The sequence below is a fragment of the Persicimonas caeni genome, assembly GCF_006517175.1.
GTDB lineage: Bacteria > Myxococcota_A > Bradymonadia > Bradymonadales > Bradymonadaceae > Persicimonas > Persicimonas caeni.
Window position 1 is genome coordinate 6,982,433 of the sequence record NZ_CP041186.1, and the last position, 20,775, is coordinate 7,003,207.

A 20,775-nucleotide genomic window follows, 5' to 3' on the forward strand; every position below is an offset into this window, starting at 1 on the left:
TCCATGACCGATTCTGGTGCGCAGTCCGATCAAGCCGAAAAATCAACCCAATCAGACAACGGCGCCGCCGAGAGCCCCTCGCAAGGGTCGGCCACGGTGTGGATTTTGGTCGATCGCTCGGCCTACCAGGCCGCGTTCGAAACGGTCGCCGAACACCTGCGCGATGCGGGCTGCGACGCTCAGATCGTCACGATCACCGAGGTGATCGGCTCGGTCGCCCGCGAAGCACTCGCCGGCGGCGCCGAGCGTCTGCTGCGCGGACTGAAGGTGGCCTTCCAGGGCCGCACCACCGAAGAGGACTTGCTCGGCGCGGTGCGCCGCGCGCGCCCGGACGTCATCGCGGTGACCAACCCGCGCTACGGTCGTGCGCTGAGCTTTCTCGAGTCGCTCTCGGGCATTCGCACGTTGCAGGTAGGCATTCTGCCCGATTTCAACCTGTCGACCGACTGGATCAATAGCTCCCTTCAGGCGTTCATCGTGCCGACCGACGAGCACCGCGAGCGTCTCGTCTCGAGTGGCTTTCTCGGTGACCGTGTGTTGGTCGCCGCCCCTGCCATCCAGGCCGGCTTCGCCCGCGAGGTCGAGCGCGACGAGACACGTGGCCAGTTCGGCTTCGACAAAGAAAAGGTCGTGCTCGTGAGCGCGCCCGGGTTCTCGCCGCATATCCTCGAGAAGATGGTCTTCCAGGCCACGCTCGTCGAGGCGGACGCGCGCTTCGTCTTCCATCACGAAGGTGACAGCGCTTGCGCCGCGGCGCTCCGGCGTGCTGCCGACCAATATGGGCTACGCGCGGCGATGTTCGGCAAAGTCCCCGACCTCGAACGTTTCGTGGCCGCCAGTGATCTCGTGGTCGCGCCCACGACGGAGCCCCTCTTGGCCGAGGTCCTCGCGCAGGGCCGGCCGCTGTTGCTCGTCGGCGCTGAAGAGCAGGGCGCTGCGCAGGCCGAGTTTCTCGGCGAGCGCGGCGCGGCGCATCATGTGGTCGACGTACTGCGGCTCGGCAGCGAGATCGAGCGCATGCTCGACGACGAAGAGCTCGCCAAGGCGACCGAGGCAGCCGAGGAGCTCGGGGCCATGGACGGCAGCGAACAGGTCGCGCGCGCCTTGCAATTGGCCGTCGAGAATGCCGACGACTGGCTGTCGGCGCCGACGGACGCCACCGGAGGGCCCCAGCAGGAGGCGCCGGGTGATGAGGGCGACGAAGAAGAGACCACGTTCGAGGCCGGCGGACCCTTCGAGACGATCGGCACGGGCAAACCGAAGCGTGAGACGGCCGAAGCCGAACCCGAAGGAGACAAGGCGCAGCGTACGCGGCGCGAGCAGACTTACACGGGGATCTCGGCCGCCGAGGCCAAAGAGCAACTCGCCGAGCTCATCTTGATGGAACGCGAGCTCGAGCGGAAGCTGGCCGAATGTGAAAAGCAGCAGGAGCGCTGGCGCAACCGCCTCGAGTTGGCGCGAGAGTGGAACGAGCAGGACTTGGCCGACGAAGCCAAAGAGATCTTGCGCGGCTATTTGAGCGACGCCGAAGCCCTCGAAGAGGACCTCGTCGACGTGCGCCGTCAAAAGCAAAAGCTCAAGCGCGCCGCCGGTGCATCCGGGCCGAGCTCGGATCGTCGGGCGCTCCCCTCGGGTGACGGTGAGCCCGACCGTGAGCGTCAGGTCGAGGAGCGTTTCCGGAAGATGGAGCTCGACCGCGACCTGGACGACCTCAAAGACAAGATCCGGCGCGAGCTCGGCGACTGACACGATGCTCCGATTCGCAGTCTATTTTCTACTCGCCAACGTGATCGGCGGGTTCTTCCTGTGGCTCGCCGCGCGCGATCTACCTTTCGATCAGATCGGAGGGTATCTCGAACAAGCCGACATGGCCCACCTGGGCCTATGGGCGGGCGTATTTGTGTTGATCTACGCCGTCTGCCACTGGGCACGCATTTTTCGATGGTCCTACCTGGTGCGCCCGTTGGGCGACGACATCGACACGATGACGGTCCACCGCGTGTGCACCGTCGGCTTCACGGCGATCATCTTGTTGCCGCTCCGGCTCGGAGAACTCGTAAGGCCGTACTTGCTCGCGCGGCGCACCGAGTTGCCGATGAGCGGGGTGTTGGCGACCGCGGTCGTCGAGCGAGTCCTCGACGGTTTGTTGATGACCGGCTTGCTCTTCGTGACGCTCGCTTTCTACAGCGGCGATCGCGCCACCGGGTTTGCCACCACAGCCGGGCTGATCGCCGCGGCCATTTTCGTGCCTGCCTTGTTAGTCTGTCTGCTCGCGTTTTGGCGCAAGGACTGGACCCTCGAGCTTCTACGACGCATCGGCAATCCAATCTCGGAGGGGCTCACCGAGAAAGCCACCGGCATGCTCGATGAATTTATCAAGGGCTTCCGCGGCCTGCTCGAAGCCGACGAGCTCGGTCGATACCTCTTCATCACCGCCCTTTATTGGTTCACCAACATCTTGTCGATGTGGGTGCTCGCACACTTGGGCTTCGGCCTCGACGTGACCATGTGGGAGGTGGCCACCGTGCTGCCGATTTTGGTCATCGGGATCATGATTCCGGCCGGCCCGGGGCTCGCGGGCAACTTCGAGTATTTCATGGCCAAAGGTCTGGCGCTCTTCGTGGCCGTCGAGGTCGCCGAGGTGGGCGCTAAGGTCGCCGTATTCGCCGCCGCGGTGCACGTGCTGCAATTCCTCGTGATCGTCATCCCAGGGTTCTTCGTCATGTGGAGCGACCCGGAGGCCCGCCACCTCATCCAGCTCTCCAAGCAGGCAGAAGAAGCTGTGCCGCACGAAGACGCGTGATACGAACTCCGCCGATATCTCGACATGCCCCACACAGGCGGTTAAGATGCCCGCGGGAGGAATTCCGGAGCCTGTTCAACCGCTCTTGGGATAGCAAAGCGCCTCATCTTCACGGGGCGCGTGACTAGTGGTGTGACACCGAGATTCGATTCACCTTCGCCGGACTAGCACCGCCAGCTTCGGCGCTCACTTCTCGGCGATGCGCTGCATCGCCTGCGGGGTTCGCATCCGAATCTGGCGGCGCTATCCTCGCCGAGAGGTTGAATCTCACTTCGCTGTCACACCACTAGCGATTGACACTTTTAGTTTTCGCTTGATAATCGTTGTGGACTTTTTTTGCGCGAAGTAGCGTAAGTCTGCCGCAAGGAGGCCGCGTGGTTTCCCTGACAGAGAGACAACGCAAAGTATTGTTTCGGGTGATCGACGAGTTCATCGCCACCGGAGAGCCGGTGTCTAGCGCGTCGGTAGCTCGTAGCAAGGTCGTCGACGTCAGCTCGGCGACCATCCGAAACGTCATGGCGGATCTCGAAGAGTTCGGGCTTCTGCTCCAGCCGCACACCTCGGCAGGGCGCATCCCGACCCCGGCGGGGACGCGCCGCTACGTCAACTACTTGTACGCGCAGAACGAGCACTTGCAGAACCCCTACCGCCACGAACTCGACCGCGAGTTCTGCGGGTTGGGGGATAATGTCGAGAGAGTGACCAAGCGCGCCGGTGAGCTCATTAGCCGGTTGTCGAGTCTGACGAGCATCGTCTCGATGGCCAGCCTGCAGAACGTGCGGCTTCGCGATATCAAGCTGTCGCTACTCGGCGACAGTCGAGTGCTGGTGATCTTGGTGGCCGAGGACGGGCGGGTCTACAACCGGGTCGTGCGTATGGGCGAGGCCATCGGAACCGACCTGCTGGCAAAGACCCAGAAGTATTTGACCGACCTGGTCGGCGGCCAGACCCTGGCGCAGGTGCGCCGTCGAGTCGCCGACGAGCGGCGGCTGGCCGAGGCGCGCTACCGCGACTACGTCGAAAAGGCGCTCGAAATCGGGCGCAAGGCGCTCGAAGAGACGCCCGAGCTCGACGTGCACGTCGAGGGCACGCTCAACATCTTGGACCATCGCGAGTTCTCCGACGACGTCGACAGGCTGCGTGAGCTGCTCCGTGCGCTCGAGGAGAAGGAGCGTGTGGTCCAATTGATCGACAAAGTTTGTGAAAACCGGCGCCCACAGGCGTTTATCGGCCCCGAGCTCGGCTGGGACCTGGGTGACGATCTGAGTTTGATCGTTTGCGATTATTACCGAGGTGACGAGCATATGGGCATCATAGGGGTTCTCGGGCCCATCCGCATGGATTATGCCCGGGTCATTCCTCTGGTCGATTACGCGGCCGATGTGCTATCGAGGGAGCTGGCGATCGATGATTGAGGACCGCTCCAGGGGGCACGAGTGGCGGTCGATTGTAGTTAGACCATTCTGATTTGTTATTTCCACGCAGGAGTGCGCGCGTCGCGAACACGAGGGTGACGCGCGGGCTCGTTGGGAGGCTTTAGCTTTGACTGACGAGAGGCAGAAGTTGAACGAGACACTTGCAGACAAGCCATCGAGCGCCGACGAGAACTCGCAGGCCGACCAGACTGATGACTCGCAGCTCTCGGAGTCCCCTGAAAGCAGCGACAACGACACTCCCGAGTCCGAGGAGACCTCGCAGCCCCAGAATGAAGAGGTCGGCGAGGAAGCGTCCGAAGCCTCCGAGGCGAGCGAAGTTTCCGAAGCCAGCGAGGCGTCGGAAGCCAGCGAAGCGTCCGAGGCGAGCGAAGCTTCGGAAGACGCCGAGGCAGCCGGAGCGGGCCAGCAAGATGAAGGGCAGCCGGACGAGGCCCAACAAGACGACTCCGAACAACCTGCTGCAGAAGAGGCGTCCGCGGACGAAGAAGAACTCGAGGGCTTGTTCCTGAGCCCGGACGATGACTCCGAAGACGTCATCGAAGTCGACTACTCCGAGGAGACGGCGGGCGGCGGCATGGAGGTGCGTCAAGAGGACGTCTCCGAGCTGCACGACCAGATCGCGCGTCTCGAGGAAAAGGTCGAAGAGGCCGAGCGCGAGCGCGGCGAGTTCAAGGAGCGTTGGGTGCGCGCCGCCGCCGACCTGGAGAACCTGCGCAAGCGTGCCAAGCGCGAAAAGGAAGAGCAGCGCAAGTACGGCAACGACAAGCTCGCCCTCGAACTTCTTCCGGCGGTCGACAACCTCGAGCGTGCGCTGGCACATGCCGAGAAGAGCGACGACTCGGGCTCCATCGTCGACGGCGTCAAGATGGTCTATCGCCAAATCTTGACCGCTTTCGAGAAGCACGGCATCACCGGCTTCGAGTCGAAGGGCGAGAAGTTCAACCCCGAGCAACACGAAGCGATCCAGCAAGTCGAGACCACCGAGCACGACACGGGCACGGTTGTCGAGCAGTATCAAAAGGGTTACTTCATTCACGACCGCCTGCTGCGCCCCGCGATGGTCTCTGTTGCCAAGCGCGTCGCTGGCGGAGATAATGATCAACAATCCGAGGCAAGCGAGGCTTCTGACTCGAGCGAAGCAACCGACGAAGGAACGACGGACGCCGACGAGTAAGCCGATGCCTCCAGACGCCCGCGAGGCCCACCGGTCGCTGTCATGATCTACGCGACCGACGCCGAGCGTGCGTCTGAGACGCCGCCGAATCGTGAATCAACGTAAACCGAATCAGGTCTACACCCCATGGGCAGAACGATAGGAATCGACCTTGGTACCACCAACAGTTGCGTGTGCGTCCTCGACGGTGATGACCGTGTAGTCATCCCCAACGCCGAAGGCGCGCGGACCACGCCCTCGGTCGTCGCCTTCACCGAAGACGGCGAGCGACTGGTCGGCCAACTGGCCAAGCGTCAAGCCCAGACCAATGCGGAGAACACCGTCTCGGCGGTCAAACGCCTGATCGGTAAGCGCTACGACGACGAGGACGTCCAGCAGGCCATGCGGTCGGTGCCGTACTCCATCGTCGAGTCGGACAACGGCGACGCCTGGGTGGCCGCGCGAGGCAAAGAGTACTCGCCGCCCGAAATCTCGTCGTTCGTGCTGCGCGAGATGAAGAAGGTCGCCGAAGACTTTCTGGGCGAAGAGGTCACCGACGCGGTGATCACGGTGCCCGCCTACTTCAACGATGCCCAGCGTCAGGCGACCAAAAATGCCGGAAAGATCGCCGGGCTCAACGTGCTGCGTATCGTCAACGAGCCCACCGCGGCTGCGTTGGCCTACGGGGTGGGCAAAGGCGACGCCGCCGACGACCAGACCGTGGCGGTCTACGACATGGGCGGCGGCACCTTCGATATCTCGATCCTCGAGCTTGCCTCGGGGGTCTTTAGCGTCGTGTCCACCGCCGGCGACACTTTCTTGGGCGGTGAAGACTTCGACAACGTGATCATCGACTGGCTCGCCGACGAGTTCGAAGCCGAGCATGGCATCGACCTGCGCGACGAGAAGATGGCGCTGCAGCGCCTCAAAGAGGAGGCCGAGCGCGCCAAGTGCGAGCTGTCGACCAAAGACGAAACCGACATCAGCCTGCCGTTCATCTACTCCGACGAGGAAGGGCCCAAGCACTTGGAGACGAACCTGTCGCGCCAGAAGCTCGAAGAGCTGGTCGGCGGGCTCGTCGAAGAGTCGCTCGGGCCGTGCAAGCAGGCGCTCGACGACGCCGGGCTCGACAAGAGCGACGTCGACACCATTCTGCTCGTCGGCGGCATGACGCGCATGCCGCTTATCCGTCAGAAGGTCAGCGCCTTCTTCAACAAGGAACCCGACGCCTCGGTCAACCCCGACGAGGTCGTCGCCCTGGGCGCCGCCGTGCAGGGCAGCATCGCCCGCGGTGAGCTCACCGACGTGCTCCTGCTCGACGTCACCCCGTTGACGATGGGCGTGGAGACCGCCGGTGGCGTCTTTACCCCGCTCATTCCCCGCAATACCACGGTGCCTTGCAGTCACACCGAGGTCTTCAGCACCGCGCGTGACAACCAGTCGATGGTGCGCGTGCACGTGCTGCAGGGCGAGCGCAAAATGGCCGCCGACAACAAGAGCTTGGCCAAATTCGAGCTCGTGGGAATCCCACCCGCCCCTCGAGGCGTTCCCAAGATCGAAGTGACGTTCAGCATCGACGAAAACGGCATGGTGAATGTGCGCGCCAAAGATATGGGCTCCGGTAAGGAGCAAAGCGTCAACATCGTGGCCGACGGCGGTCTGAGCGACAACCAGATCGAAGAGATGATCGAGCAGGCGGCTCAGTTCGAAGAGCAGGACCGCCTCCAGAAGGAGCTCGTCGAGATGCGCAACGAGGCCCAAGGCCTGTTGTACTCGACCGAGCGAAGCTTCAACGAGTTCGGCGACGCGCTGCCCGAAGACGAGCAGCAGGATATCGCCAATGATATCGCGACCATCAAAGATCTGGTCGAGGACGCCAACAAAGAAGAACTCGAGGCGATCATTGCAAACCTCGAAGCATCAGCCTATCGCTTGGCCGAGGCGATGTACGCCTCTGAGGCCGAAGACGAAGCATAAAAGCAGTTAAAATATGTCTATAAATCCCTACGAGGTGCTCGGCGTCTCGCGAGATGCAGAACTCTCCGAGATCAAGGCGGCGTACCGCCGTCTGGCTATCAAGCACCATCCGGACAAAAACCCCGACGACCCCGACTCCGAGGAGCGCTTCAAGGAGGTCAACGAGGCCTTCGAGATCTTGAGTGATCCGGAGAAGCGCCAGACCTACGACCGCTTTGGCACGACCAAAGGCTTTGGCGGTGGCCAGGGCTTTGGCGGCCAAGGATTTGGCGGCCAGGGCTTCGGCGACGTGTTCGACATCTTCAGCAGCATGTTCGGCGGCGCCGCCGGCGGCGGCCGCGGCCGACGAGGCCAGCGTGGCGCGGACTTCAAAATGGAGTTCGAGGTCACCTACAAAGAGGCCGCCGAAGGTGTGAGCCGTGAGGTCGAAATCCCCGCCTTCGAAGATTGCGAGACGTGCGATGCGACCGGCGCCAAGCCGGGAACGAGCGTCGAGACCTGCTCGAATTGCGGCGGCCGCGGTGCGGTGCGCGTGCAAAACGGCTTCTTCTCGATGATGCGCTCGTGTCCGCGCTGCGACGGCACCGGCGAGGTCATCCCCGAGCCGTGCCAGGACTGTGGCGGCAAGGGCATTCGCCAGACGACCGAGACGCTCGAGGTCGAAGTGCCTCCGGGCGTCGACACCGGCCAGAAGCTCCGGTGGACCGGCCGCGGTGGCCCGGGCGCCGACGGTGGCCCGCCCGGCGACCTCTACATCGTCATTCGCCTGGAGGACCACCCGCTCTTCGAGCGCGAGGGCAACAACGTCATCTGCACGGTGCCCATCAGCTTCACGCAAGCGGCGCTCGGCGGCAAGATCGAGGTCCCCACGCTCGACGGCAAGGTCAACATGACGGTGCCTGCGGGCACGCAGACGGGCAAGACCTTCCGGCTGTCCGGCAAGGGCTTCCCGTCCGTCGGTGGCCGCAGTCAGGGTGACCAACTCGTCAAGGTCGTCGTCGAGACGCCGGTCAAGTTGACCGATCGCCAAAAGGAGTTGCTCACCGAGTTTGCCGAAGAGGGCGGCGAGGATGTGCACCCGGAGCGAAAGGGCTTCTTCGACCGCATGAAGGAGCTCTTTGGATAGGACGCCCAGACAAGCTGCCATGCGAACAGGTGCAATCATTTGGGTGGGGATTCTCACCGTGCTCTGTTTGCTGGCAGCCCCTGTGGCGCACGCCCAAGACGCTTCTGCGGATCCTTCCAGCGCGGCAAAATCTAGCAAAAAACGTTTCGCGATTGGTGTCGCGTTGCCTCTCTCCGGGGAGTATGCCCCGGTGGGAAAGCAGGTGCTCGAGTCCATCGAGCTCGCCGCGCGTGACCTCGGTGTGCGCCTCGTGTCGAAGGACACCGAGGGCACGCCCGTGGGCGCCATCGAGGCGGTGCGCGAACTCGCCAAGGACGACGAGATCCTCGCGGTTTTGGGCCCCATCGGCCGACGCGAGTCGCGCGCGGCTGCTCAAATCGCCCAGCGCGAGGGCATCCCGCTCTTCTCCTATGCGAGCTCCGACGCCGTCAATCGCGCAGGCAACTGGGTCTACCGGCTGCGGCTCACCCCGGCCGAGCAGGCCCGCCAGCTCGCCGACGCGGTGCGAACTCACCTTTCAGACCAGAAGCGCGTCGGCATCCTCTTTCCCGAGTCGAATTACGGGCGCGAGGCGGCGGTCGCCTTTGCGACGCGCTTTGCCGCCCTGGGCGGCGAGGTGAGCGCGGTCGCGAGCTATCCGGAGAAGACCACCGATTTTCGAAAACCGCTCGACGAGCTCGTCGGAAAACGGGTGCACCTGGGCAAGCGCGCGCGCTACGGAAAGCGGCGCGCCGACGGCGACGGGTACGCCAAGATTCGTCGCAAGGCGTCGGTCGACTTCGACCTGCTCTTTATCCCCGACTTCCACGGGCGCATCTCGCGGCTTCTGCCCTTCTTGCCGCAAGCCGGCCTCCAAACAGGGGAGGGCGGCAAGGGGACTGCGGTGCAGATGCTCGGCCTCGCCGGCTGGCAGGGCTCGTCGATGAAGCTGACCGGCGCGCACGCCGCCGGCGCCATCTACACGGATCTATTCGTGGGTGATGCCGACGGCGGCCGCTCCGAGGACTTCGCCACGATGTTCGAGGGCAAGACCGGTCGGCGCCCCGTCGACCTCGACGCCGAGGTCTTCGACAGCGCCTGGATGGTCGCCAAACTGCTCCAGAAGGCCCAGAAGCGCCATCAGGCGGCCGCGAACAAGCCGTCGACCGCCGAATTGCGCCTCTTCTTGGCCAACCAACTGCCCCGCAAGCCAGAGTTTAGTGGCGTGAGCGGTGATCTCGGCTTCGGACAGCAGGGGGCGCCCGTTCGGCCGGTGAAGCTGTATCAGTTCGACGTGGATGGTACAGTGACCCCGTTTCGGTAATCACCAGCTTTCTGTTTTCAGAGACGAGAAGACGCTGTGGAGATTCGCTGTGACAACTGCTCGCATGTTGGCCCCGCCGCCGAGGTTCGCCCGGGCGCAGGCGGCGTGGTGCTGGTGTGTGAGAACTGCGAGCACGAGAATGTGCTGGACGTCGGCGAGACGACCACGAACGCCGGTGCGGGGCGCGACGCCGAGGCTCCCGACGCATCGAAGGCCAAAACACCCCAGACTGCAGAGCTCGATGCGCCGGACAAAGAGCCGGCCGAGGCCAGGGCGGGTAGCTTCGAGAGCAACGACCAAGTCCGCATGTGGCTGCGCGAGGACGCCCTCAAGGCGCTCATCCCCGAGCCGGGTGTGGGCCCGCGTTGCCGCAAATGTGCTCAGTTGCTCTCGCCCCACGCCGACAACTGCACCCGTTGCGGGTTGAACCGCGACGAAGCCGAGCGCCATGCCCCCGGCGAGGCCCCTTGGGAGCGCGCGCCGCAGGGTAAGGAGAGCGAAAAAGAGCAGGCCGAACTCTTGTGGGAGTCCTTCGCAGAAGACCCCGGCTCACAGAGCCTGCAGAAATTCGTCGACTTTGTGCGCGACGAGGGCCTGCTCGACCTGGGCATCCGCAAACTCCGCTTCTATCTGGTCGACCATCCCGACGACGATGAGGCCGTCGGGCACTTGCGCGATCTGGCCGAGAGTCTGCAGTCGAAGATCATCGTCGCCCAGGTCCAGGCGCGGGCGAGCGCCGACTCGTTTCAAGAGGATGTCAGCCGCTTTCGAAACCGCATGCTCATCGGCACGCTGGTCTTCTGGGGCGGGATTTTCCTTTTGTTCTTGATGTTTTTCTGGGATAACTGCGCAAGTGGTATACCTAATTTCTGACGGACGTTTGTGCACGGGTTGACGCAGCAAAGAACCCGGCCACGAGGCTGATGTACCGAGAATTCGACTTAATCGAGCGCATCTCCAAGATCTTTGGGCAACCTGAAGGGGTGACGCTCGGGATCGGCGATGATTGCGCCGTGCTCGATCCGGGTCGCTTCGACCTGGTGACGACCGATACGATGGTCGAAGGGGTGCATTTTCGTCGTGACTGGAGCTCGCCTCAGGATATCGGCTTCAAGGCGCTGGCGGTCTCGTTGAGCGACGTCGCCGCGATGGGCGGCGGCCCGGGCGCCTTCTTCTTGAATCTGACGCTTCCCAAGGACGAAGACGAGGCGTTTGTCGAGGGCTTGCTCGAAGGGCTCAAACAAGCCTGCGTCGAGCTCGGGCCTGCGGGGTTCGAGGTGTCGGCTGCAGGTGGTGACGTCACCGCCACGCGGGGTCCGGTGGTCATCACGACCACGCTGCTGGGCGAGGCGTCTCCTGCCGGCCCGCTGATGCGAAGCGGCGCCGTGCCGGGCGACCGCATCGTCATCCTCGGCCCGACGGGGCTCGCGCAGGCAGGCGTCGAGGTGCTCGAAGCCGGCCTCGACCCGGACGATTACCCGGCGCTCGTCGCTGCGCACCGGCGGCCGACGCCGCTCGTGCGCCAGGGCGCGCTGCTGGGCCTCTATGGTATCCCCTCGGCGCTCATCGACGTGACCGACGGATTGGCCCAGGACCTGGGGCATATCCTCGAGCGCAGCAAGGTCGGCGCGTCCATCGAGACGCATCACCTGCCGCGCCACGACGAATTGGTGGCGTTTTGCGAGGCCACCGACGCCGACGTGCTCGGCTACATGCTTCAAGGAGGCGAAGACCTTCAGCTTTGCTTCTGCGTGCCCCCGGCGCGCATGCCCAAGCTGTGGGAGGTCGCCCGGCGCGAGGATTGGGACGTCTTCGACATCGGCGAGGTGCGCGGATCCGACGAAGGTCTGCGCGTGCTCGGCCCCGACGGCCAACCCCTGGACATCGAAACCATCGGCTACCAACACTTTGCGGACTGATGAACGACTCGAGCGACAATTTCGAGCAGGCCGTCGCGCACAAGGCCGTCGTCGAAAAGCTTTGGAGCGAGCCGCTCTTTGAAGCCTGCCGCGACCTTCTTCCGACCCCCGAGGGGGCGACGGTGCTCGTCGCCGAGGCTCGCTGCGGATACGTGCCGCTGCAACTGGTCGAGATGCTCGAGGACGACACACGCGTCATCGCGCTCGACTCGCACGGCTCGATGCTCGACCTGGCGCGCAAGCGCGCCGAGGGCGGTGACGCCGAGGACCGCATCTATTTCGTCGCCCAGCGCGTCAACAACCTGTCGTATGCCGACGACGTCTTCCAGGCGGGCGTGTGCATGGCCGGTCTGCAGACGGGTCGCCAGGCCAAAGAGGGCATCGCCGAGTTGGCGCGAGTGACCAGCAACGGCGGCAAAGTCGTCGTCGCCGCGCCGCTGGGAACGAGCTTCCCCGAATTCTACGACCTGCTCGACGAGGCCCTTCGCTCCCACGGAATGGCCGAGGTCCTGCCGCGTATCGAGCGCATGGGGCGCTCACTGTTGAGCCCCGGCTTGCTCGGCCACATCGCCAACGAGAGCGAGCTGACCAACGTCAGCGTCGAGAAGCTTAGCTGGAAGCTCGGCTTCGACGGCGGGCGCGACTTTTTGCACTCCCCGCTGGTGCGCGAGACCTTCTTTCCGCACTGGCTCGGCCTCATCCGCTCGTCGGACCGCGAGCCCATTTTGCGCTACATCTCCGACGCGATCGACACCTACTGGCACGGAAAGCGCTTCGAGACGTCGATCGAGGCGGGCGTGGTCGTTGGAACGGCCCTGTGAATGCCCTCTGACCCGCATTCTGGGCGACTCAGACGAGTAGACGGAAAAATCTGAAATAGATGTGTTGACAGGGTCGTTTTCCTATGGCAAAACGCCTCTCCCGTCGACGAAGACGGCACATATTCCGGCATAGCTCAGTTGGTAGAGCAGGCGACTGTTAATCGCCTTGTCCCTGGTTCGAGTCCAGGTGCCGGAGCTTCCGAAAGGGCGAGATTCTCCCACGAATCTCGCCCTTTCGTCGTTCTTGCTCCCCGGATTTTTGGAGGCAGACCTTCCTGGTCTGGTCACGCCTCCCAACTCAGCCAAACACCACGAACGTCTGGAAGAGACCCACCAAAAGGCCGAGCACCGCACCCACGAGCAACAACTTCCACTCGTCCTCCTGGAAGATCGGGCGCAACAGGCCGGTAAATTGGTCGGGCGGCAGCGCTTGCAGGCGTGTGCGCAGCGTGTCTTCGAGGTCGAGGGCCTCGTTGGCGTACGGCTCGACGTCGTAGAGTGGGCCGCTGGGGACGGCCTTGACCACACCGCGGGCGACACGTTCTTTGAGGGCCTCGAGGCCGTCGCTGCCCAGCAGAAGCGTGGTGACCGGGCCGGCGGTGGCGTCGTGGCGCGCGGCGGCATCTTGGACGTGGCGGTCGATGATCTCGAGCAGCCTCGCGCTTCCAGGGCCCTCGAACATCGCCTTCATGATGTTCTCGGTGGTCACGATATTCTCGGTGATCAGCCGGGCGTAGGCCTCGCTGACTTCTTCTTGGCGCTTCAAGAACGAGCCCTGCCAGGTCAGCCCGAGGACTTTCTTGGGCGAGGCGGGCTCGAAGATCATTTTGAGGGCGGCGAAGTTGGTCAGATACCCGATGAAGAAGCCTGCGACCGGCATCAGCCAGTTGGCGTCGTAGAAATACCAGGCGACCATCAAGATCAGGCCGAACAAAAACCCGAAGTAGAGCCCCGAGCGCTCGATGAATTTGAACTCTTCGCTGCCGCACTCCAAAAAGATCTGGTTGAGGAAGGCGCGGTCGGCCAACAGCGCCGAGACGGCCATCTCCTCGAGGTCGAGCACGTCGTCGATTTCGAGGCGCAGGTCGGTGAGCGACTCGCGGATGACCTCGTCGGCGTCGGCGGCCGCCCGCGCGTAGATCTCCTGGCGGGCGGGCTCGGGGATGAGCTTCCAGATCTCGGGGTAGCGCGCCTGCATCGTCTCGTCGATGACCTGGCTGAGCATCTTCTCGACGCCCGGGGAGAGTTCTTCGACCACCCGGTCGGCGTCGAGGCGGTCGACGACCTCCTGGACGCCCACCAGCCGCGTGGTCATCAGGTCGACGGTGCGTCGGGCCATCGACTCGGCCTTGGCCGGGATGATGCCCTGCCAGCCCAGAAAGGGGCGCACGCCCACGAAGTTCAGCGGGTAGAAGGTCATCTTGAGGGCGAGCACGTTGGTGCCCCACCCGACGACCGCGCTGGTCACGGGGATGCTCAGGTAGCGCCAGATATCGCTGATGGCGAGCTCGAACATAAGGCAATCTCAATCATCGAGGAGTTTGGACCACAGCGGGCGCGTCAGGCTCAGGGCCAGGAAGACGAGCGCCGGGCCGTATTTCTCGCGGCTCCACAAAAAGCGGTACTGACCCATCAGAAACGGGGTGTCGAGGAAGGCGTCGGCGAGTTGTCGGGACTCGCGGGCGTTGATCTCTTTGAGCTCCTCGCGGGTCGAGCCTGCGCCGAACTCGCGGGGTTTGTCCGCTTCGATCCACTCCTCGGCGATGGCTTGGGCGCGGTCGAGCAGCTCGTCGTGGGCGGTGACTTCGTCGACGAGCCCGATTTCGAGGGCCTCCTCGGCGTCGGGCTGCCAGCCCTCGGGGCCGAGCATGCGCTGGGCGTTCTCTTCGCCGATGAGCCGCGGCAAGTGCACGCTCGAGCAGCCCTCGGGGGTGACGCCCAGGCGAGCGAACGGGGTCGAGAAGGTCGCCTTCTCGGAGGCGATGATCGCGTCGCACAGGGTCGCCGAGGTGACCGTGGCGCCGATGGCCGGGCCGTTGACGGCCACCAGGATCGGCTTGTCGAAGTCGATGAAGTTGTCGAACAACTCCTGGTTGTGCTTCACGATCATCTCGTGGAGCCGACGCGGATGGTCGAGCTGGATGGTCGACGAGAGGTTGACCCCGGCGCTGTAGTAGGGGTCGGTGCCGGTCAAAATGACCGCCTCGACGTCCTCGTCGGCCTCGGCGGCGTCCAGGGCCTCGAAGAGCGCCTCCATCATCGCCATGGTCCATCCGTTGAGCTTGCGCGGTAGGTTCATGCGCAGGGTGCGCACGTGGTTTTGGGTCGAACTGACGATCAAATCTTCAGACATCTCTTTGCTCGCTGCTTGATGGCGTTGTTGGACGCGACGGACTGTACACGCCTGCGGGCGTCAATGCACGTTGCGAGGTGTGTTTGTGGTGCTCGAGACGGACTTGCATTGGCGGAGGCGTTGCAGGGTTGTGGTTTGCATTGGCGGAGGCCCTGCAGGGTTGTGGCGCCCGCTACATAGGGCGCCCTGAACTGCGGGCGTTAAGGACATGAGGGCAGCCGTGGTGAGATGTTTCGGGTTGTCGAAGCCGACGTTTCGTCATCCACAACAACCAGGGCGTTACAATTCGCAGCCCCTATGTCCTTAACGCGCGTAGTTCAGCGCGCCCCACGTAGATGGCGCCACGCCCCAGCAAGGCCACCTCTACCCAAGCCACACCCCAGCAAGGCCACCTCGACGCAAGCCACCCCCCCAAAACGAATCAGAGGGTTACAGAACGCCCTTGTGCGTGTAGATCAAAGACCAGCACATCATCCCAACTCACGGAGGAATGCAGATGCCGACCTACGACCCATCCAACGCCGAATGTCTCGTCTACGTCTACCGCGAGGGCCTCGCCTCGGCGGTGGGGCACGACCTGGAGATCGAGGTGACCGACTTTCGCATCGAGGTGGGCGGCGACGGGGCAGTCGACGCCGAGTTTGCCGCCGACTCGCTGCGCGTGCGTCACGCCGTCGAGGATCGCCAGCCGCGGCCGGGCAAGTTGTCGGCCAAGGACAAAAAGAAGATCGAGCGCAATATCCAGAAGGACGTGCTGGAGACGAAGCGTTTCCCGGTGATTAACTTCAAGTCGACCGAGGTGCAGCGCACCGACGGGCGCGTGCGCGTCGACGGGGTGCTCTCGTTGCACGGCGTCGAGCGCAATCTAGGGCTCGACGGCCGGGTCGACGGCGACCAGACCGTCGCCGAGGTCGGCTTCGACCAGCGTGATTTCGACATCGCGCCGTACAAGGCGCTTCTGGGCGCGCTCAAGCTCAAGCCTCGGGTCGACGTGGTCGTTCGCGTGCCGTTCGTGCCGTCGGAGTAGGCCCGTACATCGTCTTTCGGAAGGGATAGCCTGCGTATGAATGAGACGCTGCTGATCGCCCTGAGCGGGTTCGGCATGGGTTTTATCGGCTCCATCCCGCCCACCGGGCCCGTGGCCCTGATGGTGATCAACCGCGCCTTTAAAAAGCAGCGCAAATTCGCGTTCGCCGCCGGCGTGGGCGGCGCGCTCGCCGAGATCGTCTACTCGGCGCTGGCGGTCACCGGCGTCGGGCTACTTCTCCAACACGTCAACCTCGCCGGCACGCTCATTCGGGGCCTGTCTACGGCCGTGCTCATGGGCGTGGGGCTCTACTTTTTCTTCTCGCCGGTCACCGAAGAGGATATCCAGGAGTCGAGCGATCGGCCCCAGAACCTCTCCTCGGCGCTGTCCCACCTGGCCAAAGGCTTCTCGGTCGGCATCGTCAACCCCACGCTGATCCTCAACTGGACGGTGGCCGTGGCGTTTTTCTTCTCGCTCTTCGGCCTGACCGCCGATCTGGTGGGCCAGGTGCTCTTCGTGGTCGGCGTGGGCGCGGGGATCATTAGTTGGACCGCCGTCGAGGTTTGGATCCTCGACAAGTTCCAGCAGCGCTATTCGATCGACCTGCTGGGGCGCATTCAAAAGTGGGTCAGTGTGCTGGTCATGGGCGGCGCGATTTATCTGGGTTACCAGACGGTGGTGAACTTCGGCTGAGCCCTTTGGGGCGTCGCACGCCTTCCGAGCCGCGCCGAGCCCGTCCCGCAGAAATCTCTGGGCCACCGAGCGGGTCGAAGGCAGAGCGACAGGAATCTCTGGTCGTTCGAGCCGTTCGGACGGGAAGCGAGGAAAATCTCTGGGCGTCCGAACGGCTCGGGAGCAGTTCGACAACAATCTCTGGGCCACCGAGCGTCTCGGAAGGCGAGCGAGGCTGCAAATTGTGGCGCCGGGCCTCTCGGAAGCAGCGCGAGGAAAATCTCTGGGCGTCCGAACGGCTCGGGAGGCCTCCAAGAGCGCGCCAGTGGCGTGACGCCGAAGGTGAATTCACGGAAGACTCTCGCGGTATTTGCTCGGTGCGGGGGCATCTTGCCCTCGTTTCGGTGCGGGGGCATCTTGCCCTCGTCAGCGAGAGCTAGAAGCACTCGCACCGAAAACCGAAGAGTCTTCGTGTAGTTCTTAGATAGTGACGGCTGCTGCAGAAGTGCTTACGTTCTGATCAGACCAGCTCAACGAGACACACAAGACAAGCACAGCGAATCATAAGGGGGGCTTATGCGTCGTGCGGGGGCGATTGCGACTGCGGCACGGGTGTGCGTGATATTTGTCGGCCTGACACTTGTCGGCCTGATAGGCATGACCGGGTGCTCGTCGGGAGACGCCGGGCAGGGCGACGGCTTGGATGCGGGCGTCGAGGGCGAGTGGCTCGACAGCTCGCTGCCCGAGGGCGACGCGGTGAGCCGTGGGTCCGAGCTCGAGTGCATGCGCGCCGTGGGCGGAGAAGGCACCAACGAGCTGCACCAGATGATCGTCGACGCCGACGGCAACGCCATCGTCGCCGGGCGCTTCCAAGGGACCATCGACTTTGGGCGCGGGCCGCATCGCAGCAACGGCGGCTTCGACCTGTTCGTGGCGATGTTCGACGCCTCTTGCGAGGTCGCGTGGGCCGTGACCGCCGGCGGGCCCGGCGCCGACCTGGCGCGCGATCCCTCCATCGGCCCCGACGGCCATATCCTCATCACCGGACATATCAGCGACTGGGTCGAACTCGCCGGGCGCACGCTCGACGCGGGCGACGACCGCGCGCTGCTGTTGGCCAAGATATCGCCGCAGGGCCGGGTGGTGTGGGCGCACCACGAGGCGGGCCAGGGGGCGATCAGCGGCAGCTACGCCACCCACGACGCCGACGGCAATATCCTTGCGGTGGCCGAGCTTCGCGGCGACAGCGACTTCGTCGGGGGGAAGACCGTCGAGCGCAGCACCGTCGACCGCAACCTGATCGCCTTCTCGTCGGGCGGCGAGCGGCTTTGGGAGACGCGTTGGTACGGCGAGGGGGCGAATTTCGTGACCGGGGTCGAGGTCGGCGACGACGGGCGCATCTTCGCCGTCGGCGAGTTTCGCGGCGGCCTCGACTTCGGCGACGGCGAGCGCACCTCGCGCGGCGGGGCGGACCTGTTCGTCGCGGCGGTCAGGCCGGGCGGCGAGCTCGACTGGGTGCAGACCTTCGGCGGGCCCGGCGACGACTTTGCGGCGAGCATGACCCTGGGAGACAAGGGCGACATCATCGTCGCCGGCGGGTTCAGCGACGCCATCGACATGGGCGACTACAAACTGCGCTCCAATGGCTATTTGGATGGGCTGCTCGCCCGGCTGACGCCCGATGGGCAGGTGCGCTGGGCGCGCGGATTCGGCGGGGAGGGCTACGACCGCAACTTCTTTGTGACCCGGGGCGCGCGCGGCCAGATCGTGACCGCGGCGCGCTTTCAGGAGCGGGTCGAGTGGGCCGGGCGCGCCTTCGAGAGCGGCGGGGTCGACGACGTGGTCGCCAGCGTGGTCTCGGAGGACGGCGCTCAAGTGCGCTGGGCGCGTCAATTCGGCAATGAAATGCAGGACGTGTGGTATCAGCTCGGCTCGCCCGACGACGGCTCGCTCGTCATCTCGGGCGGCTACAGAGGGAGCCTCGAGCTGTATGGAGAGTCGTTAGTCGAGCGCGACGCCGAGACGTTTTACGTGGTGCGCGTGGGGGCCGGCTCCGACGGCTGAAGGACCTCGTTGGCCGTGATCAACATGGCGATCCAGACGATCTGGGCGAGCAGAAGGTGGATGAGCTGCATCCAGCCCGGGGCAGCCAGGTAGATGTTGATCATGCCCGCGGCCACTTGTACACAAATCGAAATGAGCAGGAACGCCGCGGCGCGTTTGGCCAGCTTGGAGACCTCGGCGGTGCTGATGATCGTGGTCACGGCGACGATGAAGATCGACACCAGCACCGCGATCACCGGGTGGAAAATGCGAAGCCGGACCAGGAAGTGGTTGGCCGGGGACAAGTCGTCGCGCACTCGGTCGAAGAGCCCTTGGCCCAGGGTCGGGTCGACCGGGAAGAGGGTGTCGCCCAGGGCGGTGACCGCGCCGGTCATGCTGGTGACGATTAAGCCCAAGAGCCCGAGGCCCAACAGCCACTTGAGCGCGCCCTTCGTCGCCAGGCGAGGTGGCTTGTGGCCGCCGGCCCACCAGGCGGTCAGCGAGGCGGCGCCGGCCAGCGTGAGCGTGTTGACCAGGTGAATGGCGATGACCACGGCGCGGGCGACCGAGTCGTCGTCGGCCACGAGCTCGGCCAAGACGATGCCGGCGCCGATGAGCGCCTCGAAGATGATGAAGAGCAAGGTGACGACCGAGGCCCAGAACACCCGGTGCTTGGTGCCGTAGCGCACCCCGGCCCAGCCGACGAGCGCGAGTCCCAAAATGCCCAAAAAGCCGCTGGTCAGCCGGTGGGTATACTCGATGATCGTCTCGGTGCTGGGCTCGAAGGGGATGACCTCGCCGTGACACGTCGGCCAATGGTCGCCGCAGCCGGCGCCCGAATGGGTGATGCGCACCCAGGCGCCAAAGAGGATGACCAAGATGAGGTAGCCGACGAACGCCCACGCAAAGGCGACGAACTTGCTGCGAGTAGTCTTGTTTGCGGCGGGCTGGTTGGCGCTCATGGGTCACTACGCGTCGGTTGCAGGGCACTGGCACGGGGCTGAGGGCGGGTCGAGCCGCCAAGAATTTCTTAGGCGATCGGTTCGCCGACCTCAAGAGGCAAACGGGCGCCCGGGGGCGAAACGACGCAGAGAAAACACGCGGAAGCGGCCGATTAGTTCGACGGCAACTTTAGCAGGGTTTTAGCAAGGGTTGAGCAAATCGGCCGCGGGGATAGCTTTTACACTACGATGCACTGAACGAGCGCACAGAGGACGGTAGACCATGGCGAACGGAAAGGATGTTGCTCTTCTGGGAACAGGAATCATCGGCACGGGCGTATGCAAAAACCTGCTCGACGCCGGCCATAAGGTGACCGTCTGGAATCGGACCATCGACAAAGCCCATCCCCTCGAGCAGAACGGCGCCCGCGTGGCGTCGACGGCCGCCGAGGCCGTCGATGGCACCGAGTTTGTGCTGACGACGCTCGCCGATGGTCACGCGGTGCGCGAGGTGATGCTCACCGAGCGCGGTGCATTGGAGGGGATGGGGCGCGATAGCGTATGGATTCAAATGAGTACGGTCGGGATCGACGAGGTCGAGGAATTCGACACGCGGGCCAAGGGCCAGGGCGTCCATTTGGTGGACGCGCCGGTGCTGGGCACCAAGGGACCGGCCGAGAAAGGGCAGTTGATCGTGCTTGCGGCAGGCTCATCACGCATTGTCGACCGCTGCGACCCCATCTTCGATGCGGTCGGCCGGCGGACGATGAAGATGGACAAGCCTTGCCACGCCACCCGGCTCAAGCTGGTCATCAACGACTGGGTGCTGGGTCTTCTGGGTGTTTTGGCGGAGACCTTCGCCAGCGCCCGGGCCTTGGGCGTGCGTCCCGAGCTATTCTTGGAGGCCATCTCTGGGGGAGCCCTCGATGCGGGTTATGCCCACGTCAAGGGTCAGATGATGCTCCAAAACGAGTTCCCGCCAAGCTTCCCGCTTCGGCTGGCGCTCAAGGACGCGCGGCTTATCCAAAAAGCCGCCCACAAACACGGTTTCGAGCCCCGAATCATGGCGACGATCGCCGAGTACTTCGAGCAAGCCCTGGACGACGGCCACGGGGATGAGGATATGTCGGCCATCATTCAGGCGATGCGCGAAGCCTAGGCGCGGCGCAGTTAACACGATTCAGGGGGCTCGACGGACTGC

Annotated in this window: 17 protein-coding genes and 1 tRNA gene; 15 read left to right on the forward strand and 3 right to left on the reverse strand. The window is 64.2% G+C overall.

The annotated features are described in order from the left end of the window. Nucleotides 1-3 precede the first annotated feature (3 nt). From FIV42_RS25970 to FIV42_RS26020, 11 genes are all read left to right on the forward strand, one after another. A complete protein-coding gene (locus FIV42_RS25970; protein ID WP_141200508.1) occupies nt 4-1,746 on the forward strand; it encodes a hypothetical protein in 1,743 nt (580 codons plus the stop codon). 4 nt (nt 1,747-1,750) lie between these two features. Then, nucleotides 1,751-2,803 (forward strand): lysylphosphatidylglycerol synthase transmembrane domain-containing protein, encoded by a 1,053-nt coding sequence (locus FIV42_RS25975; protein ID WP_141200509.1) that lies wholly within the window; start codon nt 1,751-1,753, stop codon nt 2,801-2,803. Nucleotides 2,804-3,177: 374 nt separating this feature from the next. Then, complete coding sequence (gene hrcA, locus FIV42_RS25980; protein WP_168210958.1) at nt 3,178-4,218, forward strand: heat-inducible transcriptional repressor HrcA; 1,041 nt, start codon at nt 3,178-3,180, stop codon at nt 4,216-4,218. Nucleotides 4,219-4,366: 148 nt separating this feature from the next. Next, nucleotides 4,367-5,413 (forward strand): nucleotide exchange factor GrpE, encoded by a 1,047-nt coding sequence (gene grpE, locus FIV42_RS25985; RefSeq protein WP_141200511.1) that lies wholly within the window; start codon nt 4,367-4,369, stop codon nt 5,411-5,413. Nucleotides 5,414-5,539: 126 nt separating this feature from the next. Then, complete coding sequence (gene dnaK, locus FIV42_RS25990; RefSeq protein WP_141200512.1) at nt 5,540-7,369, forward strand: molecular chaperone DnaK; 1,830 nt, start codon at nt 5,540-5,542, stop codon at nt 7,367-7,369. A gap of 13 nt (nt 7,370-7,382) precedes the next feature. Further along, nucleotides 7,383-8,495 (forward strand): molecular chaperone DnaJ, encoded by a 1,113-nt coding sequence (gene dnaJ / locus FIV42_RS25995; RefSeq protein WP_141200513.1) that lies wholly within the window; start codon nt 7,383-7,385, stop codon nt 8,493-8,495. 19 nt (nt 8,496-8,514) lie between these two features. Continuing rightward, the gene (locus FIV42_RS26000; protein WP_141200514.1) at nt 8,515-9,798 is read left to right on the forward strand and encodes a penicillin-binding protein activator; all 1,284 of its coding nucleotides are present in this window, start codon (nt 8,515-8,517) and stop codon (nt 9,796-9,798) included. Between the two features lie 36 nt (nt 9,799-9,834). Then, nucleotides 9,835-10,671 carry a hypothetical protein gene (locus tag FIV42_RS26005; RefSeq protein WP_141200515.1) on the forward strand — a complete coding sequence of 279 codons (837 nt, stop codon included), beginning with the start codon at nt 9,835-9,837 and terminating at the stop codon, nt 10,669-10,671. Nucleotides 10,672-10,721: 50 nt separating this feature from the next. Continuing rightward, nucleotides 10,722-11,717, forward strand: coding sequence for a thiamine-phosphate kinase (thiL, locus tag FIV42_RS26010; protein WP_141200516.1), 996 nt, complete (start codon nt 10,722-10,724; stop codon nt 11,715-11,717). Continuing rightward, nucleotides 11,717-12,538 (forward strand): class I SAM-dependent methyltransferase, encoded by an 822-nt coding sequence (locus tag FIV42_RS26015; RefSeq protein ID WP_141200517.1) that lies wholly within the window; start codon nt 11,717-11,719, stop codon nt 12,536-12,538. The genes thiL and FIV42_RS26015 overlap by 1 nt, the downstream gene beginning before the upstream one ends. 123 nt (nt 12,539-12,661) lie before the next feature. Further along, nucleotides 12,662-12,734, forward strand: a tRNA-Asn gene (locus FIV42_RS26020). Nucleotides 12,735-12,836: 102 nt separating this feature from the next. Here FIV42_RS26020 and FIV42_RS26025 read toward each other — a convergent pair. Further along, nucleotides 12,837-14,054 carry a DUF445 domain-containing protein gene (locus FIV42_RS26025; protein WP_141200518.1) on the reverse strand — a complete coding sequence of 406 codons (1,218 nt, stop codon included), beginning with the start codon at nt 14,052-14,054 and terminating at the stop codon, nt 12,837-12,839. Between the two features lie 9 nt (nt 14,055-14,063). Beyond that, entirely contained in the window at nt 14,064-14,891 is an 828-nt protein-coding gene (locus FIV42_RS26030; protein ID WP_141200519.1) for an enoyl-CoA hydratase/isomerase family protein, read from the reverse strand. Nucleotides 14,892-15,387: 496 nt separating this feature from the next. Between FIV42_RS26030 and FIV42_RS26035 the strand changes: the two genes are divergently transcribed. The 3 genes from FIV42_RS26035 to FIV42_RS26045 all read left to right on the forward strand — a co-directional run bounded on the left by FIV42_RS26035 (nt 15,388) and on the right by FIV42_RS26045 (nt 18,654). Next, on the forward strand, nt 15,388-15,918 hold the full coding sequence (locus FIV42_RS26035) for a YceI family protein (RefSeq protein WP_168210960.1): 531 nt from the start codon (nt 15,388-15,390) through the stop codon (nt 15,916-15,918). Between the two features lie 36 nt (nt 15,919-15,954). Then, nucleotides 15,955-16,611, forward strand: coding sequence for a LysE family translocator (locus FIV42_RS26040; protein WP_141200521.1), 657 nt, complete (start codon nt 15,955-15,957; stop codon nt 16,609-16,611). Nucleotides 16,612-17,208: 597 nt separating this feature from the next. Continuing rightward, on the forward strand, nt 17,209-18,654 hold the full coding sequence (locus FIV42_RS26045; protein ID WP_141200522.1) for a hypothetical protein: 1,446 nt from the start codon (nt 17,209-17,211) through the stop codon (nt 18,652-18,654). Here the strand turns inward: FIV42_RS26045 and FIV42_RS26050 are convergent. Continuing rightward, nucleotides 18,618-19,595 carry a COX15/CtaA family protein gene (locus tag FIV42_RS26050; RefSeq protein WP_141200523.1) on the reverse strand — a complete coding sequence of 326 codons (978 nt, stop codon included), beginning with the start codon at nt 19,593-19,595 and terminating at the stop codon, nt 18,618-18,620. The two genes, FIV42_RS26045 and FIV42_RS26050, sit on opposite strands and share 37 nt — an antisense overlap. A gap of 262 nt (nt 19,596-19,857) precedes the next feature. Between FIV42_RS26050 and FIV42_RS26055 the strand changes: the two genes are divergently transcribed. Next, on the forward strand, nt 19,858-20,733 hold the full coding sequence (locus FIV42_RS26055; RefSeq protein WP_141200524.1) for an NAD(P)-dependent oxidoreductase: 876 nt from the start codon (nt 19,858-19,860) through the stop codon (nt 20,731-20,733). Nucleotides 20,734-20,775: the final 42 nt, after the last annotated feature.

What these genes read in the sequence shown, in the direction of transcription:
- FIV42_RS25970 (WP_141200508.1), top strand. Translation starts at nt 4, where the DNA reads ATGACCGATTCTGGTGCGCAGTCCGATCAAGCCGAAAAATCAACCCAA.
- FIV42_RS25975 (WP_141200509.1), top strand. Translation starts at nt 1,751, where the DNA reads ATGCTCCGATTCGCAGTCTATTTTCTACTCGCCAACGTGATCGGCGGG.
- dnaK (WP_141200512.1), top strand. Translation starts at nt 5,540, where the DNA reads ATGGGCAGAACGATAGGAATCGACCTTGGTACCACCAACAGTTGCGTG.
- dnaJ (WP_141200513.1), top strand. Translation starts at nt 7,383, where the DNA reads ATGTCTATAAATCCCTACGAGGTGCTCGGCGTCTCGCGAGATGCAGAA.
- FIV42_RS26000 (WP_141200514.1), top strand. Translation starts at nt 8,515, where the DNA reads ATGCGAACAGGTGCAATCATTTGGGTGGGGATTCTCACCGTGCTCTGT.
- thiL (WP_141200516.1), top strand. Translation starts at nt 10,722, where the DNA reads ATGTACCGAGAATTCGACTTAATCGAGCGCATCTCCAAGATCTTTGGG.
- FIV42_RS26015 (WP_141200517.1), top strand. Translation starts at nt 11,717, where the DNA reads ATGAACGACTCGAGCGACAATTTCGAGCAGGCCGTCGCGCACAAGGCC.
- FIV42_RS26025 (WP_141200518.1), bottom strand. Translation starts at nt 14,054, where the DNA reads ATGTTCGAGCTCGCCATCAGCGATATCTGGCGCTACCTGAGCATCCCC.
- FIV42_RS26030 (WP_141200519.1), bottom strand. Translation starts at nt 14,891, where the DNA reads ATGTCTGAAGATTTGATCGTCAGTTCGACCCAAAACCACGTGCGCACC.
- FIV42_RS26035 (WP_168210960.1), top strand. Translation starts at nt 15,388, where the DNA reads ATGCCGACCTACGACCCATCCAACGCCGAATGTCTCGTCTACGTCTAC.
- FIV42_RS26040 (WP_141200521.1), top strand. Translation starts at nt 15,955, where the DNA reads ATGAATGAGACGCTGCTGATCGCCCTGAGCGGGTTCGGCATGGGTTTT.
- FIV42_RS26050 (WP_141200523.1), bottom strand. Translation starts at nt 19,595, where the DNA reads ATGAGCGCCAACCAGCCCGCCGCAAACAAGACTACTCGCAGCAAGTTC.
- FIV42_RS26055 (WP_141200524.1), top strand. Translation starts at nt 19,858, where the DNA reads ATGGCGAACGGAAAGGATGTTGCTCTTCTGGGAACAGGAATCATCGGC.